This is a genomic window from Roseovarius sp. 217 (genome assembly GCF_000152845.1).
Taxonomy (GTDB): Bacteria; Pseudomonadota; Alphaproteobacteria; order Rhodobacterales; family Rhodobacteraceae; genus Roseovarius.
The window spans coordinates 2,890,466-2,903,754 of record NZ_CH902584.1 but is presented as its reverse complement, the minus strand read 5'-3'; the positions used below and the strand labels follow the sequence as shown (position 1 = coordinate 2,903,754).

The window sequence follows — 13,289 nt, the reverse complement described above, 5'->3', positions numbered from 1 at the left end:
ACTTGCCCGCCCTGTCAGGCTCAACTGGTCTTGATATCGAACCCCAGATGCTTGGCGACGGTAAAGATGTCCTTGTCGCCACGACCACACATGTTCATGACCAGCAGGTGATCGTGTGGCAGCGTCGGCGCAATCTTCATCACATGGGCAAGGGCGTGGCTGGGTTCCAGCGCCGGGATGATCCCCTCCTGCGCACAGCAGAGCTGGAATGCCTCCAGCGCCTCGACATCGGTGATCGAGACATACTTGGCCCGACCCGTCTCATGCAGCCAGCTATGCTCAGGCCCAATCCCCGGATAATCGAGCCCGGCCGAGATCGAATGCCCCTCAAGGATCTGCCCATCAGCATCCTGCAAGAGATACGTGCGATTGCCATGTAGCACACCGGGCCGCCCGCCAGTCAGGCTCGCGCAATGCTCCATCCGGTCGTCCACGCCATGGCCCCCGGCCTCGACCCCGATAATATTCACGGTCGGATCATCAAGGAACGGGTAAAACAGCCCCATCGCGTTCGATCCACCGCCAATCGCGGCAACCAGCGTGTCGGGCAAACGCCCTTCAGCGGCCTGCATCTGTTCTTTGGTTTCCTTGCCGATGATCGACTGGAAATCGCGCACCATCGCCGGATAGGGATGCGGCCCCGCCACCGTGCCGATGCAATAGAACGTGTCGCGCACATTCGTGACCCAATCGCGCAGCGCGTCATTCATCGCGTCCTTGAGCGTGCCCCGGCCACTGGTCACCGGCACCACCTCTGCCCCCAAGAGCCGCATGCGAAACACATTGGGTGATTGCCGCTCGACATCATGCGCGCCCATATAGACGACGCATTGCAGCCCGAACTTGGCGCAGACCGTGGCCGTCGCCACCCCATGCTGCCCCGCGCCGGTTTCCGCGATGATCCGCTTCTTGCCCATGCGGCGCGCAAGGATGATCTGGCCCAGCACATTGTTGATCTTGTGTGCGCCCGTGTGGTTCAATTCATCCCGTTTGAGATAGATCTTGGCCCCGCCCAGATGCTGCGTCAGCCGGTCGGCATAATAGAGCGGCGAAGGGCGGCCCACGTAATGCGTCCACAGATCATGCATCTCATCCCAGAAGCTCTGATCGGTCTTGGCGTGCTCATACTGCTGTTCCAGTTCCAGAATGAGCGGCATCAGGGTTTCCGATACGAACCGCCCGCCGAAATCGCCGAACCGGCCTTTTTCATCAGGACCGGTCATAAAGCTGTTGAAGAGATCATTCATTGTCTCTGGCCTTTGTCATTCGGGAAAGTCTGAGGTTGAATATGGGACGCGCGGGGGATTTTCCAGCGAAAAGCGGGGCGTTCAGAGCCGACGGATCACATAGAGCCGCGACCAGAGGTCCGGTTCGGCCAACAGAAAGGGCAAAAACGGCTCAGAGCGCTGCGCGATATGGATCTGGCCACTGTCCACCAGCGATTCCAGCACCGATTGAAACCCCTGCGCCTTCCACGTCGCCTCGAGCAGATTGAACACGCCGATACCGCCGGGGCGCGTCACGCGGCTCAGATGAATGAGGCTCTCAGCCGGGGCATGACCGGGGCCAAAGGCACCCACGCAGACAAAGCCAGCAAAGCTGTCATCGGCAAAGGGCAGACCGCTGCCCATCTCCGCCTCGACCAGATCGGCATATTGCCCCGTTGCCTGCGCCGCCGCCAGCATGCCGGGCGAGAGGTCACAGCCGGTGATCGGGCCATACCCCAGAATCCGCAGGCTCTCGCCCACCAGCCCGGTGCCACAGGCGGCATCCAGCACCGGCCCGTCGCTCCGGTCCATAAAGCGTGCAAACATAGCGGCCCCAAGGGCAGGAAGCCGAAACCCACGTGCCAGATTATCTGCGTCATAGCTCTGCGCCCAATCGTTATAGATCGCGCGGGATTGCTCAGGCGTCTTGGCACCGTAAACGTCGCTCAGATCGTCCATCACGTCAGCCTCCTCTTGCGGGGCCAGCATGACCTAGCCTTGGGCGTTGTCAATAAAGGCGCGGATCAGACCCGCATCCTTGATCCCCGGCGCAACCTCGACCCCGGTCGAGACATCGAGTTGCCGCGCGCCCGTGCGCGCCACCGCCTCGGCCACGTTCTCGGGGGTCAGCCCCCCCGCCAAGAGCCAAGGCAAGGACCAGTCACGCCCCGCGATCAACCCCCAGTCAAAGGCCAGCGCATTGCCGCCCGGTCGTGTCGCCCCCGGTGGTGGCTTGGCGTCGATCAAAAGCTGAGCGGCCACGCCGCTATAAACGTCGATCTGCGCGAGATCGGTCGCTTCGGCGATCCCGATGGCCTTGATCACCGGCAGGCCATACCGCGCCTTGACCTCGGCCACACGCGCCGGGCTCTCGTTTCCATGCAATTGCAGGAAATCGAGAGGGACGAGCTCCGTCAAAGCGTCCAGCGCCGCGTTATCTGCATCCACTGTCAGCGCCACCTTGGCAACGCCCAAAGGCACGTCAAGCGCGAGACTACGCGCCTGCGCACAGGTCACATGACGCGGCGATTTCTCAAAGAAAACGAACCCGACATAGGCGGCACCGGCAGCCACTGCCGCAGACACGTCGGTGGCGGCGGTCAGGCCGCAAATCTTGACACGAATATCTCTGGTCATGCGCGCGGTTTAGCTTGCTTGATCCAAGAGCGCCAGAACTTCATCCTTGCCCTGATGCCGCTCACCCTTGAGACGCTTGACCTCGGCTCTCAGGCTTGCCAACTCGCGCGCCTGCCGCGCCGCTGCCGCCCGTTCCCCAGCCTCGCGAATCCATTCCCAGATGAACCCGACGATCAACCCCATGAGAATGCCACCGAATATCACGATAAAGAGCGGCACATCATAGGTTGGGTTGAGCGCGGCAAAGCCTGCCAACTCGTCAGGCAGCACCCGCAGGGTCACGACCCCGCGATTGGCCAATGCAATCAGCACAAGCGCTAGGGCAAAGATGGCAATCGAGGCATAGCGGATATAGCGCATGAGTTACTTTCCGTTGAGCCGGTCACGCAAGAGCTTGCCCGTCTTGAAGAAGGGCACGTATTTCTCCTCAACATGCACGCTTTCGCCGGTGCGTGGATTGCGACCCGTGCGCGCATCCCGCTTTTTCACCGAGAACGCACCAAACCCGCGCAACTCGACCCGATTGCCTTCGGCAAGCGCGTCGGTGATCGCGTTGAAGATGGTATTGACGATACGCTCGACGTCGCGCTGATAGAGATGCGGATTTTCGTCAGCGATTTTCTGGATCAGTTCCGATCGGATCATCGGTGGTCTCTCCCCCGGCCTTATTGTTTGTAACTTTGTGGCAGTTGCAGGGGACTATAGCCAGAATGCCGCGAAACCCAAACAGAAAGCCGGGTCAAGAGGCGGAAATCTATGCGATTTTTTGCCAGTCGCACGGATTTTCACGTGGTCTTCGCGGCTCAATGGGGCCGGTTTGCTGGATGCGTTGAATTGCTGCGGCGCGGCATCTCTCTCGAGACCGATTGATTCGGATCGGCGACCCGCCGCAGTCCCCTGACAGTCTTGGTGGACATTTGGACGCATCCGCCGCATGGTTCGCGCGGCGCGACGGAGACAGGCATGACGGCACGGCAGATCATCATCGACACCGATCCCGGACAGGATGACGCGGTGGCGATCCTCTTGGCGCTGGCCTGTCCCGAGACGCTTCATGTGCTGGGCCTCACCTGCGTGGCAGGCAATGTGCCACTTGCGCAGACGACCCGCAATGCACGCATGATCTGCGAATTGGCCGGATGTCCCGATCTGCCTGTCTTTGCGGGATGCGACCGCCCACTTGGCCGCGATCTGGTAACGGCAGAGCATGTGCACGGCCGCTCAGGCCTCGATGGCCCGGACCTTCCTGACCCTCAGATCCCCGTGCAGGACCAGAACGCGGTTGATTTCATCATCGATACGCTGCGCGAGAGGCCACCGGGTACAGTGACGCTGGTGCCCATCGGACCGCTCACCAATATTGCCACGGCCTTTGCCAAGGCGCCCGACATCGTCGCGCGGGTGCAAGAGATCGTGCTGATGGGAGGCGCCCATACGGCGCATGGCAATGTGACCCCGGCGGCAGAGTTCAACATTCATGTCGATCCCGAGGCGGCTGCCCGTGTCCTGGCCTCAGGCGTGCCCCTGACCATGCTGCCCCTCGATGTCACGCACAAGGCGCTGGTGACACCCGCCCGCAACGCAGCGTTTCGCGGCATTGGATCACGGGTTGGTCGCGCTGTTGCTGCCTTGACCGGCTTTTTCGAGCGATATCATCCGGAACGCCATGGCGCAGACGGTGCTCCGCTGCATGATCCGTGCACAATCTGCTGGCTCCTGCGGCCTGACCTTTTCAAGGCGCGCAAGGTGAATGTCGAAATCGAAACACAATCGGAATTGACGATGGGTATGACGGTGGTGGATTGGTGGGGCGTGACCGGAAGACCCGCCAATGCAACCTTCGTCCACGATATCAACGCACAGGCCTTCTTTGACCTGCTCACCGAAAGGCTGGCCCGGCTATGACCGCCCTCACCCTCGCACGGCCCGACGATCTGGACCGACTTTTGCCGCTGGTGGCCGCCTTTCATGACGAGGCGGGCATCTCACAGGCTGACGCGACGCGACGCGCAGCACTTTTGCCAATGCTCGAAGGCAGCCCGCATGGCGTGGTCTATCTCATTGGCCCCGGACGCGCCCCCATCGGCTATATCGTCTTGAGTTTTGGCTGGTCGGTGGAATTTGGCGGACTTGATGGCTACGTTGATGAATTCTACATCCGTCCGGGCGTGCGCGGGCGCGGCATCGGCACCGAGGTCATGATCAGCCTTCCCAAGGCCCTTGCCGGTGCTGGATTGAAGGCATTGCATCTTGAGGTGCGGCGTGACAACGAGAAGGCGTTAAAGCTTTATCAGAAACTCAGGTTTCTGCCGCGTGACGCGTACAGCCTTCTGACGCGGGAAATGTAGACTTTTCCCCCGCTTGACCCTAGGTAACCTGCATGACACTCGAGATTCCGTTCCAAAACAGCTATGCGCAATTGCCAGCGCGGTTCTACACCCGGCAATCGGCCCTAGCCGTGCGCGCCCCACGCCTGATCCAGTTCAACCGGGAACTGGCGTCGGAGCTTGGTATTCCAGATACCCCCGATGCCGATCTCGCACGGACGTTCTCGGGCAATGACGTGCCCCAAGGGGCCGCACCTCTGGCGCAGGTCTATGCGGGGCATCAATTCGGCGGCTTTTCTCCACAGTTGGGCGATGGACGTGCCCTGCTATTGGGCGAGGTGATTGACCGGACCGGACAACGCCGGGACATTCAACTCAAAGGCTCGGGTCCCACCCCCTATAGCAGAATGGGTGACGGGCGCGCCTGGCTCGGTCCGGTCCTGCGCGAATATCTGGTGTCCGAAGCGATGCACGCCCTTGGATTGCCCACGACGCGCGCGCTCGCTGCCGTCGAGACTGGCGAACCAGTCTACCGCGAGGCCGGTGGATTGCCCGGCGCGGTGCTGACACGGGTTGCGGCCAGCCACCTGCGCGTCGGCACCTTCCAATATTTCGCGGCACGACGCGACGTCGAGGGGCTGAAAGCGCTCTATGACTATACCGTCGCGCGGCATTATCCCTTGATCGAGGGCCCTGCGCATCTCTTGGCCGAAGTGATCCGAAGGCAAGCGCGACTGGTGGCGGGCTGGTTGTCCGTCGGTTTCATCCATGGGGTGATGAACACTGACAATACCGCGATTTCGGGCGAAACCATCGACTATGGCCCCTGCGCCTTTATGGATACCTACCATCCGCAGACCGTGTTCAGCTCGATTGATACGCGTGGCCGCTATGCCTATGACAATCAGGCGCATGTAATCGTCTGGAACATGGCGCAATTGGCCACGGCACTGGTGCCCCTGATGCCGGATCAGGCTGAAGCGATCGAAGATTTCACCGCGCTGGTCCATGCCATGCCCGACCAGATCGAAGTCGAATGGCGCCGTGCCTTTGGCCGCAAGATCGGGATTGCCGAGGCCACCGCCCAAGACGCCCCCCTAATTGCCGACCTGCTCGCGCGCATGGCCGAGGGACGGGCAGATTTCACCAATACCTTCCGCGGCCTCATCGACGGCACCGCGCGCGATCAGTTTCTCGACCGCGCCGCCTTTGACACATGGGAGCCGCTCTGGCGCGCCCGCATCGCGCAAGAGGATAACCCCGAGGCCGTGATGCGCGCCGCCAATCCTGCCTTCATCCCGCGCAATCACCGGGTCGAGCACATGATCGAATCCGCCGTCGCAGGCGATTATGCGCCATTTCAGCGACTGCTCCGCGTTTTGGCCCATCCCTATGTGGATCAACCCGAGGCCGACAATCTCAAACGTCCGCCCACCCCGGCAGAGGTTGTCGAGAACACCTTTTGCGGCACATGAGAAAACGCCGGGGCATGCCCCGGCGTTCTTATCTTATTCAGGCCGCGTTAGACCGCTGACCGCTGCCACCGCCACCCGGCTTTCGCCGACGACCGGCACCGGCACCGGGTTTGCCTTGCGGCTTGCCATGTTGTGCACCGCCGCCAAACCCGCCGCCGCCACTGCGACGACGCGGACCGCCGCGCGCCGAGGTGGGCTTGGGCGATTTCGGATCTGGCAACACTTCCCACGGACGGCCAGAGGCAACCGGAATGGTCGTGCCGAGAACCTTCTGGATATCTTTCAACTCGCCCATCTCATCAGGAGCACAGAACGCAATCGCTGCCCCGTCTTTGCCCGCGCGCGCTGTGCGGCCAATCCGGTGAACATAGTTATCAGGCACATTGGGCAACTCATAGTTATAGACGTGTTTCACATCCGGAATATCCAGACCACGCGCTGCCACATCTGTAGCGACCAGAATTTTGACCTGACCATCGCGAAACGCCTTGAGGGCGCGCTCGCGCTGACCTTGGCTCTTGTTGCCATGAATCGTGGCGACAGCGAACCCGGCCTGCTCCAGTCGCTTGGCCAACTTGTCCGACCCGTGCTTGGTGCGGCCAAAGACCAGCGCCAATTCGCTCTTGTGCTTGCCCAATAGCTCGATCAGCAGATCGGGTTTGGACGCTTTGGCGATGAAATGCACCTCTTGCGTGACCTTGTCCGCAGCCTTGCCCGGAGGGCTGACTTGAACCCGCTTGGGATTCCGCAGATAGCTGCCCGCAAGCTCTTCCATCTGCTTGGGCATAGTGGCGGAAAACATCATGGTCTGGCGCTCAGCGGCCAACAGACCCGCAATGCGGCGCAGCGCATGGATAAAGCCCAGATCGAGCATCTGATCGCCCTCGTCCAGCACCAGAAACCGCGCGGCATCCAGCCGCACGGCGCGGCGGTCAATGAGGTCAAGCAAGCGGCCAGGTGTCGCTACAAGAATGTCGATACCCTGCTCCAACCGCTTGATCTGCGGATTGATCGAGGCACCGCCCACCACAAGACCGATCTTGATCGGGCTGTCCTTGACCAGCGGCAAAAGCGAGTCGCGGATCTGGCCTGCAAGTTCGCGGGTCGGGGCAAGGATCAGGCTGCGGATGGTTTTGGGCGCTGGTTTGCCCGGCTCTTCCATCAGGCGGGTGATCAGCGGCAGGCCAAAGGCCATCGTCTTACCGGTCCCGGTCTGTGCGAGGCCGAGCACGTCAAACCCGTTGAGCGCATGCGGGATCGCATGGGTCTGAATCGGGGTTGGCTCGGTGATGCCTTCGTTTGCAAGCTTGCGCACGAGGGCCGCAGGCAGGCCCATTTCGTCAAAGAGATTCAAGTCGTATCCTTTCGGGGCGCGAGGACATCCCGCAGCCCATCGCAGACGGTGAATATCACCGCCCGGTCGTCGTGGTTGCACCAACCAGCAGCCAAAGAGCCGAATGCCCCCTGCACTCTGACAGGTGTTTGGCCCCACGCGTGATTTTGGGATCATCCGCGACATTTCATAAGATACGCCCATCTCGGGCAGTGCTGCTCACGCGGCAGGAAACGTCGGTTGAGGCGCATATGGAGCGCGCAGAGGCAGAAGTCAAGCGCAGCGTATCGTTTTACCCCGTCATCCTCGGGCTTGACCCGAGGACCTCATGCCCCAGAGATCCTCGGGTCAAGTCCGAGGATGACATTTCCACTTCACCTTACCATCCACACCCCCTTGGGCCAGAATGCATGAAAGGCGAAGGCAAACATCACATCATGCGGCACATCGCGCCCCTGCGCATCGCGCACCCGCACCGTGCCCACGTCGCGCCCCTTGGCAATGGTGCCGTGATCCAGCGCCGAGGCCTGTCCCGCCTCCCATGCGATGCTCACCTCCGCCTCTGTCACGCCACCTTCGGCCCGAACCCGCGTCAACGGCCAGGCGCGGTCGCCCACCCGCACAACCCGTTCCAGCGGCGCAATGCCATGCGGCGGGTCTTCACCCGTATAGAGAAACGGCCGCGCAGAGGTGTCATAGCCCCGGTAGGGATTACGCCCATAGGACCGATTATACGCAGGCTCCTCCATCACTAAACCGTCCGGGCTACGCGCCCGGAACTGATCCCAGCTTTCCATCCAGCTTGGCATCTGTTTCAGCTTGGTGCCGGTCAGATCGCCGACAATCGCCGCGCCGATCGCCTGCTGCCACCAGCTTTCGGTCTCGTGGTCATACATCACCATATCCGAATGCCGCAGCTTGCCCGACACCCCGAATGTCAGCACCCCCGACGCCGTGCGCCGGTCAAATGTCATGGCCGAATTGCACAAGGGGCAGAATGTGACAGCCACCGGCACGCCCCCCACCGTGTCATTCACGATCTCATGCCAGGTGAGGTAACGGATCGGATAGGCGCGCGCCTGCGTGCCGGGGATTTCCAGCGTGATCACCGGCTCTGTCCCGGCAATGCGCCGCTCCGAACTTGCCTTGCGATACGTCGGCCCGGTGATGGCCGGGATCCCATCCTTGGGCGGCCCACCCGATAGGATCTCGGACCAGTCGCGCACCGTGGTCATATCGAAATTCGTCTCAGGCCATTCCGCGCGCCACGACCGGGGATCGGCATGAGCCAGCGAGGCGATCAGCATCAGGGATGTCAGCAGGGCAAGGAAACGGGGCATGGCGGCTCCTGTCGTGGCCTCGGCCACACCCCAAGATGCGAGCCGCAGGGGATTCGGACCACCCCACCCCACGCGATTGTGACCCCGCGTCAGCCGCGCCGCGCCTCGCTCAGCGCGCGATCCCAGAGCCGGTCCCGCATCAACCGGCGAAAGGCCCGCTTTACCTCGCCGCCCGCATCGCGCGTATAACACCGCCCATGCGTCAGGATGAGCCGCTCCGGCCCCCAATCCAGCACCTGTTCCACCAGATCGCCCACCGCCTTGCGCCCGCCCAAACGCTGCGCCAACCCGATAGGTGGCTTGCCGTCGCTGTCGTCTATTCCGGCCACCCAGATCAGCGGCCGCACCCAGACCGGCAGGGGCGCGGTCTCCACCGCAACAATCAACCGTGACAGGATCGCCGAGCGGCTGGCCTGATGCAGAAAGACCGCCTCGGTCTGCGCTCCCTCCAGGACAAGCGGCTTGATCTGTCGACACCAAGAGGCGGTTTTTACCTCTGTCCCGCGCCAGACCCGCGCACCCGGATAGGCCGCCTGCCAGTCAGGCAGATGCTGCAGGACCGGCGCATGCGGCACGACAATATGAGCCACCTGCCCCCGCGCTGCCAGCCAGTCCCGCACACTCGCGGGCAGCGCCCCCGGCGCATGCACCCAGAGATCGCCCGCAGGCAGGTCAATCACAACCGTGCGCAGCGGCATCGCAACGCCGCCACGCCAAGGTACTGCTCCGCCCGTCAGCCCCCAAACACCTTCGGCCAATGGCGCAGGGGTGATGACGGGACTGTCAGACCCAACAGCCATGCCTACTCGGTCACCGTGACCCGTGCCATCACGTCCGGCTGACCGACAACAGCACCATTCGGCCCATTGCCACGCTTGATCGCATCCACGATCTCCATGCCTTCGGTGACCTGACCAACCACGGTATATTGCCCGTTCAGGAACTCGCCCGCGTCGAACATGATAAAGAACTGGCTGTTGCCGCTGTCAGGGTCTTGGCTGCGCGCCATGCCGACCACACCGCGCAAGAACCGCTCGTTCGAGAATTCAGCCTTGAGATCGGGCCGGTCACTGCCGCCCATGCCGGCACGGCTCATGTCGCCGCCCTCCAGCTTGCCGAACTGAACGTCACCGGTCTGCGCCATGAACCCATCAATCACCCGGTGAAACACGACCCCATCATAGGCGCCCGCCGTGGCCAACTCGGTGATTTGCTCGACATGCCCCGGCGCAATATCCTCAAAGAGGTCGATCTTGACGGTGCCATTGGCCTCGCCCGCAATCTCGACTTCCAGCCCGGTCGCCAGCGCAGGACCTGCCAGAAGGCTCAAAACACACGCAAGTTTATACATCAGAGGCCACCTTGACGCTGATCATACAATCGGGATTTGCAGGCGGCTCGCCACGGGTGATGGCATCGACATGCTCCATGCCCGCGATCACACGCCCATAGACCGTGTATTGACCGTTCAGGAAATGGTTGTCGCTGAAATTGATGAAGAACTGGCTATTGGCCGAATTCGGGCTCTGGCTACGCGCCGCCCCCAGCGTGCCGCGATCATGCGGGATCTTGGAAAACTCGGCCTTGAGATCGGGCAGGTCGCTGCCGCCGGTCCCGGCTCTGCGCGGCTGATAGTCGTTTTCCATGTTACCGTGCTGCACATCGCCGGTCTGCGCCATGAACCCGTCGATCACCCGGTGAAAGACAACATTGTCATACTGCCCGGCGCGGGCCAGTTCCTTCATCCGCTCGCAATGGTCCGGTGCGATGGCGGGCAAGAGTTCTATGGTGACGGTGCCACCCTTCAGCTCCATCAGGATGGTGTTTTCGGGATCCTTGATCTCGGCCATGAGGCTCTCCTTGATAAAATATGCCCCGATACCTAGGCGGTTCCCGCGCGATTGCCAAGCGCAGAGGTTGACGCTGGCAAAGACCCGCGCCAATAGAAGCGCGACAAAGTTTCGGGAGGCGTATCGCATGAGCTGGAAAACCCTTGACGACATGGATCTGAACGGCAAGCGCGTTCTGGTGCGGGTCGATATCAACGTGCCGGTCGAGAATGGCCTTGTGACAGACGCCACCCGGATCGACCGCATCGCCCCCACCATCACCGATATTCTCGCCAAGGGCGGGCGGCCCATCCTTCTCGCGCATTTCGGACGGCCCAAGGGCAAGGTCGTGCTCGACATGTCGCTGCGCGTCACCGTTCCGGCTCTTGAGGCCGCCTTGGGCCGCAAGGTGCGGCTGATCGAAACGCTGGAAGGCGCCGAGAACCTCACCGACGAGGCGCTGGCCTCGGATGTGCTGCTCTTGGAAAACATCCGCTTTCACCCCGGTGAAGAGGCCAATGATCCCGCCTTCGCGGCGCGTCTGGCGCAACTGGGCGATGTCTACTGCAACGATGCCTTTTCCGCCGCCCACCGCGCCCACGCCTCGACCGAAGGGCTGGCCCGCCACCTGCCCTCCTGCGCAGGCCGCCTGATGCAGGCCGAATTGCAGGCGCTCGAGGCGGCGCTTGGCACGCCCAAACGCCCCGTCGTGGCCGTCGTCGGTGGGGCCAAGGTCTCGACGAAACTCGACCTTTTGGGCAATCTGGTCGCAAAAGTGGACAGCCTCATCATCGGCGGCGGCATGGCCAATACATTCCTCGCGGCCATGGGGCTCGATGTGGGCAAATCGCTCTGCGAGCATGACATGGCCACCACCGCCCGCGAGATCATGCTCAAGGCGGGCGCTGCGGGCTGCAAGATCCTGCTTCCCGCCGATGTCGTGGTCGCGCGCGACTTCGCTGCCGGTGCCCCGCATGAGGTGGTGGGCGCGCACGCCTGCCCGCCCGACGCCATGATCCTTGATGCCGGCCCTCAGGCCGTGGCGCGCATCATCGCCACGCTCGATGCGGCCAAAACGCTGATCTGGAACGGCCCGCTTGGCGCATTTGAAATAGCACCGTTTGACTCCGCCACCAACGCCGCCGCCTCGCACGCCGCGAGCCTTAGCCGGGCGGGCAAACTCATCTCCGTTGCAGGCGGTGGCGATACCGTGGCCGCGCTCAACAAATCCGGTGCCGCCGAGGATTTCACCTATATCTCGACCGCAGGCGGCGCTTTCCTCGAATGGATGGAAGGCAAGGATCTGCCCGGCGTTGCAGCGCTCAAGGCCTGAGCCTTCTTCTGTTAGCGCCACCACGATTGCAAGGCCCGCGCCCCTCGCCTATGAGGACGCGAAACCGTGTAGTCCTTCAAGGGTGTCCCAAATGAGCAAGACCGAACAGGCCAACAAACTCCGCGCAGGCCAGGGCTTTATCGCCGCCCTCGATCAGTCCGGCGGCTCCACCCCCAAGGCGCTGCGCCTCTACGGGATTGAAGAGAGCGCCTATAGCTCCGAGGCGGAAATGTTCGATCTGGTCCATGCCATGCGCGCGCGCATTGCCCAAGCCCCGGAATTTACCGGAGATAAGGTGCTGGGGGCCATCCTCTTTGAGATGACCATGGACCGCGACATCGGGGGCAAACCCTCCCCCACCTTTCTCTGGCAAGAGCGCGGCGTGGTGCCCTTTCTAAAGGTCGACAAAGGGCTCGCCAATGACACCGATGGCGTCAAGCTGATGAAACCCATGCCCGATCTCGATCCGCTGCTGGAACGCGCGGTCAAGGCGGGCATCTTCGGCACCAAGATGCGCTCGGTGATCGACGCCGCCAATCAAACCGGGATTGAAGCGGTCGTCGCCCAGCAATTCGAGGTTGGACAACAAATTCTCGGTCACGGTCTCGTGCCGATCATCGAACCCGAGGTGACAATCTCCATCGCTGACAAGGCCGAGGCCGAAACCCTCCTGCGCGCCGCCATCATCGCCCAGCTTGACCTGCTCCCCAAGGATCAGGAAGTGATGCTCAAACTCACCCTGCCCGAAACGCCGAACCTCTACGAAAGCCTCGTCAATCACCCCCGTGTCCTGCGCGTCGTGGCGCTCTCGGGTGGCTATAGCCGGGATGAGGCCAACGCGCGTCTGGCCCGGAATGGTGGCGTGATCGCGAGCTTCAGCCGCGCCCTGACCGAAGGTCTCTCAGCCCAGCAATCGGACGCCGAATTCAACGCCACCATCGCGCAATCCATCGACGACATCTACCGCGCGTCCATCGCAGGCTGACCAAGGCCCGCTTCATCTGGCCGAAAATACCTCGGGGGGGCGT

The 13,289-nt window shown here is 62.3% G+C and carries 15 protein-coding genes; 5 read left to right on the top strand and 10 right to left on the bottom strand.

Annotated features, from left to right (window positions below; translation table 11 throughout):
• Nucleotides 1-20: 20 nt before the first annotated feature.
• The 5 genes from trpB to ihfB all read right to left on the bottom strand — a co-directional run bounded on the left by trpB (nucleotide 21) and on the right by ihfB (nucleotide 3,269).
• The gene (gene trpB / locus ROS217_RS13800) at nucleotides 21-1,247 is read right to left on the bottom strand and encodes a tryptophan synthase subunit beta (RefSeq protein WP_009818387.1); all 1,227 of its coding nucleotides are present in this window, start codon (nucleotides 1,245-1,247) and stop codon (nucleotides 21-23) included.
• Nucleotides 1,248-1,328: 81 nt separating this feature from the next.
• Nucleotides 1,329-1,976 (bottom strand): class I SAM-dependent DNA methyltransferase, encoded by a 648-nt coding sequence (locus ROS217_RS13795; protein ID WP_009818386.1) that lies wholly within the window; start codon nucleotides 1,974-1,976, stop codon nucleotides 1,329-1,331.
• A gap of 3 nt (nucleotides 1,977-1,979) precedes the next feature.
• Complete coding sequence (locus ROS217_RS13790; RefSeq protein WP_009818385.1) at nucleotides 1,980-2,624, bottom strand: phosphoribosylanthranilate isomerase; 645 nt, start codon at nucleotides 2,622-2,624, stop codon at nucleotides 1,980-1,982.
• Nucleotides 2,625-2,633: 9 nt separating this feature from the next.
• The gene (locus ROS217_RS13785; RefSeq protein ID WP_009818384.1) at nucleotides 2,634-2,984 is read right to left on the bottom strand and encodes a lipopolysaccharide assembly protein LapA domain-containing protein; all 351 of its coding nucleotides are present in this window, start codon (nucleotides 2,982-2,984) and stop codon (nucleotides 2,634-2,636) included.
• A 3-nt stretch (nucleotides 2,985-2,987) separates the two neighbouring features.
• Nucleotides 2,988-3,269 (bottom strand): integration host factor subunit beta, encoded by a 282-nt coding sequence (gene ihfB / locus ROS217_RS13780; RefSeq protein ID WP_009818383.1) that lies wholly within the window; start codon nucleotides 3,267-3,269, stop codon nucleotides 2,988-2,990.
• A gap of 318 nt (nucleotides 3,270-3,587) precedes the next feature.
• Here ihfB and ROS217_RS13775 point away from each other — a divergent pair, with 318 nt between their 5' ends.
• Genes ROS217_RS13775 through ROS217_RS13765 form a run of 3 tightly spaced genes read left to right on the top strand, consistent with a single transcriptional unit; the run spans nucleotide 3,588 to nucleotide 6,426 of the window.
• Complete coding sequence (locus tag ROS217_RS13775) at nucleotides 3,588-4,529, top strand: nucleoside hydrolase (RefSeq protein ID WP_009818381.1); 942 nt, start codon at nucleotides 3,588-3,590, stop codon at nucleotides 4,527-4,529.
• The gene (locus ROS217_RS13770) at nucleotides 4,526-4,972 is read left to right on the top strand and encodes a GNAT family N-acetyltransferase (RefSeq protein WP_009818380.1); all 447 of its coding nucleotides are present in this window, start codon (nucleotides 4,526-4,528) and stop codon (nucleotides 4,970-4,972) included. Before ROS217_RS13775 ends, ROS217_RS13770 begins: the two co-directional genes overlap by 4 nt.
• Before the next feature lie 32 nt (nucleotides 4,973-5,004).
• Nucleotides 5,005-6,426, top strand: a complete 1,422-nt coding sequence (locus tag ROS217_RS13765) for a protein adenylyltransferase SelO (protein ID WP_009818379.1) — start codon at nucleotides 5,005-5,007, stop codon at nucleotides 6,424-6,426.
• 37 nt (nucleotides 6,427-6,463) lie between these two features.
• Here the strand turns inward: ROS217_RS13765 and ROS217_RS13760 are convergent, their stop codons facing one another.
• From ROS217_RS13760 to ROS217_RS13740, 5 genes are all read right to left on the bottom strand, one after another.
• A complete protein-coding gene (locus ROS217_RS13760) occupies nucleotides 6,464-7,780 on the bottom strand; it encodes a DEAD/DEAH box helicase (protein ID WP_009818378.1) in 1,317 nt (438 codons plus the stop codon).
• A 353-nt stretch (nucleotides 7,781-8,133) separates the two neighbouring features.
• Nucleotides 8,134-9,099, bottom strand: a complete 966-nt coding sequence (locus tag ROS217_RS13755) for a DUF3179 domain-containing protein (RefSeq protein WP_009818377.1) — start codon at nucleotides 9,097-9,099, stop codon at nucleotides 8,134-8,136.
• Nucleotides 9,100-9,188: 89 nt separating this feature from the next.
• Nucleotides 9,189-9,899, bottom strand: coding sequence for a DUF4336 domain-containing protein (locus ROS217_RS13750; protein ID WP_040650591.1), 711 nt, complete (start codon nucleotides 9,897-9,899; stop codon nucleotides 9,189-9,191).
• A gap of 2 nt (nucleotides 9,900-9,901) precedes the next feature.
• Nucleotides 9,902-10,450, bottom strand: coding sequence for a peptidylprolyl isomerase (locus ROS217_RS13745; protein WP_009818375.1), 549 nt, complete (start codon nucleotides 10,448-10,450; stop codon nucleotides 9,902-9,904).
• Nucleotides 10,443-10,949, bottom strand: a complete 507-nt coding sequence (locus ROS217_RS13740) for a peptidylprolyl isomerase (protein WP_040651496.1) — start codon at nucleotides 10,947-10,949, stop codon at nucleotides 10,443-10,445. The genes ROS217_RS13745 and ROS217_RS13740 overlap by 8 nt, the downstream gene beginning before the upstream one ends.
• 127 nt (nucleotides 10,950-11,076) lie before the next feature.
• On the opposite strand from ROS217_RS13740, the gene ROS217_RS13735 reads away from it, so the two are divergent.
• Both ROS217_RS13735 and ROS217_RS13730 read left to right on the top strand, forming a co-directional pair.
• Nucleotides 11,077-12,261 (top strand): phosphoglycerate kinase, encoded by a 1,185-nt coding sequence (locus ROS217_RS13735; RefSeq protein WP_009818373.1) that lies wholly within the window; start codon nucleotides 11,077-11,079, stop codon nucleotides 12,259-12,261.
• A gap of 91 nt (nucleotides 12,262-12,352) precedes the next feature.
• Nucleotides 12,353-13,246, top strand: coding sequence for a fructose bisphosphate aldolase (locus tag ROS217_RS13730; RefSeq protein WP_009818372.1), 894 nt, complete (start codon nucleotides 12,353-12,355; stop codon nucleotides 13,244-13,246).
• The last annotated feature ends 43 nt before the right edge of the window (nucleotides 13,247-13,289 follow it).

What these genes read in the sequence shown, in the direction of transcription:
- ROS217_RS13740 (WP_040651496.1), bottom strand. Translation starts at nt 10,949, where the DNA reads ATGGCCGAGATCAAGGATCCCGAAAACACCATCCTGATGGAGCTGAAG.
- ihfB (WP_009818383.1), bottom strand. Translation starts at nt 3,269, where the DNA reads ATGATCCGATCGGAACTGATCCAGAAAATCGCTGACGAAAATCCGCAT.
- ROS217_RS13770 (WP_009818380.1), top strand. Translation starts at nt 4,526, where the DNA reads ATGACCGCCCTCACCCTCGCACGGCCCGACGATCTGGACCGACTTTTG.
- ROS217_RS13745 (WP_009818375.1), bottom strand. Translation starts at nt 10,450, where the DNA reads ATGTATAAACTTGCGTGTGTTTTGAGCCTTCTGGCAGGTCCTGCGCTG.
- ROS217_RS13785 (WP_009818384.1), bottom strand. Translation starts at nt 2,984, where the DNA reads ATGCGCTATATCCGCTATGCCTCGATTGCCATCTTTGCCCTAGCGCTT.
- ROS217_RS13790 (WP_009818385.1), bottom strand. Translation starts at nt 2,624, where the DNA reads ATGACCAGAGATATTCGTGTCAAGATTTGCGGCCTGACCGCCGCCACC.
- ROS217_RS13750 (WP_040650591.1), bottom strand. Translation starts at nt 9,899, where the DNA reads ATGGCTGTTGGGTCTGACAGTCCCGTCATCACCCCTGCGCCATTGGCC.
- ROS217_RS13755 (WP_009818377.1), bottom strand. Translation starts at nt 9,099, where the DNA reads ATGCCCCGTTTCCTTGCCCTGCTGACATCCCTGATGCTGATCGCCTCG.
- ROS217_RS13730 (WP_009818372.1), top strand. Translation starts at nt 12,353, where the DNA reads ATGAGCAAGACCGAACAGGCCAACAAACTCCGCGCAGGCCAGGGCTTT.
- ROS217_RS13795 (WP_009818386.1), bottom strand. Translation starts at nt 1,976, where the DNA reads ATGCTGGCCCCGCAAGAGGAGGCTGACGTGATGGACGATCTGAGCGAC.
- ROS217_RS13735 (WP_009818373.1), top strand. Translation starts at nt 11,077, where the DNA reads ATGAGCTGGAAAACCCTTGACGACATGGATCTGAACGGCAAGCGCGTT.
- trpB (WP_009818387.1), bottom strand. Translation starts at nt 1,247, where the DNA reads ATGAATGATCTCTTCAACAGCTTTATGACCGGTCCTGATGAAAAAGGC.
- ROS217_RS13775 (WP_009818381.1), top strand. Translation starts at nt 3,588, where the DNA reads ATGACGGCACGGCAGATCATCATCGACACCGATCCCGGACAGGATGAC.
- ROS217_RS13765 (WP_009818379.1), top strand. Translation starts at nt 5,005, where the DNA reads ATGACACTCGAGATTCCGTTCCAAAACAGCTATGCGCAATTGCCAGCG.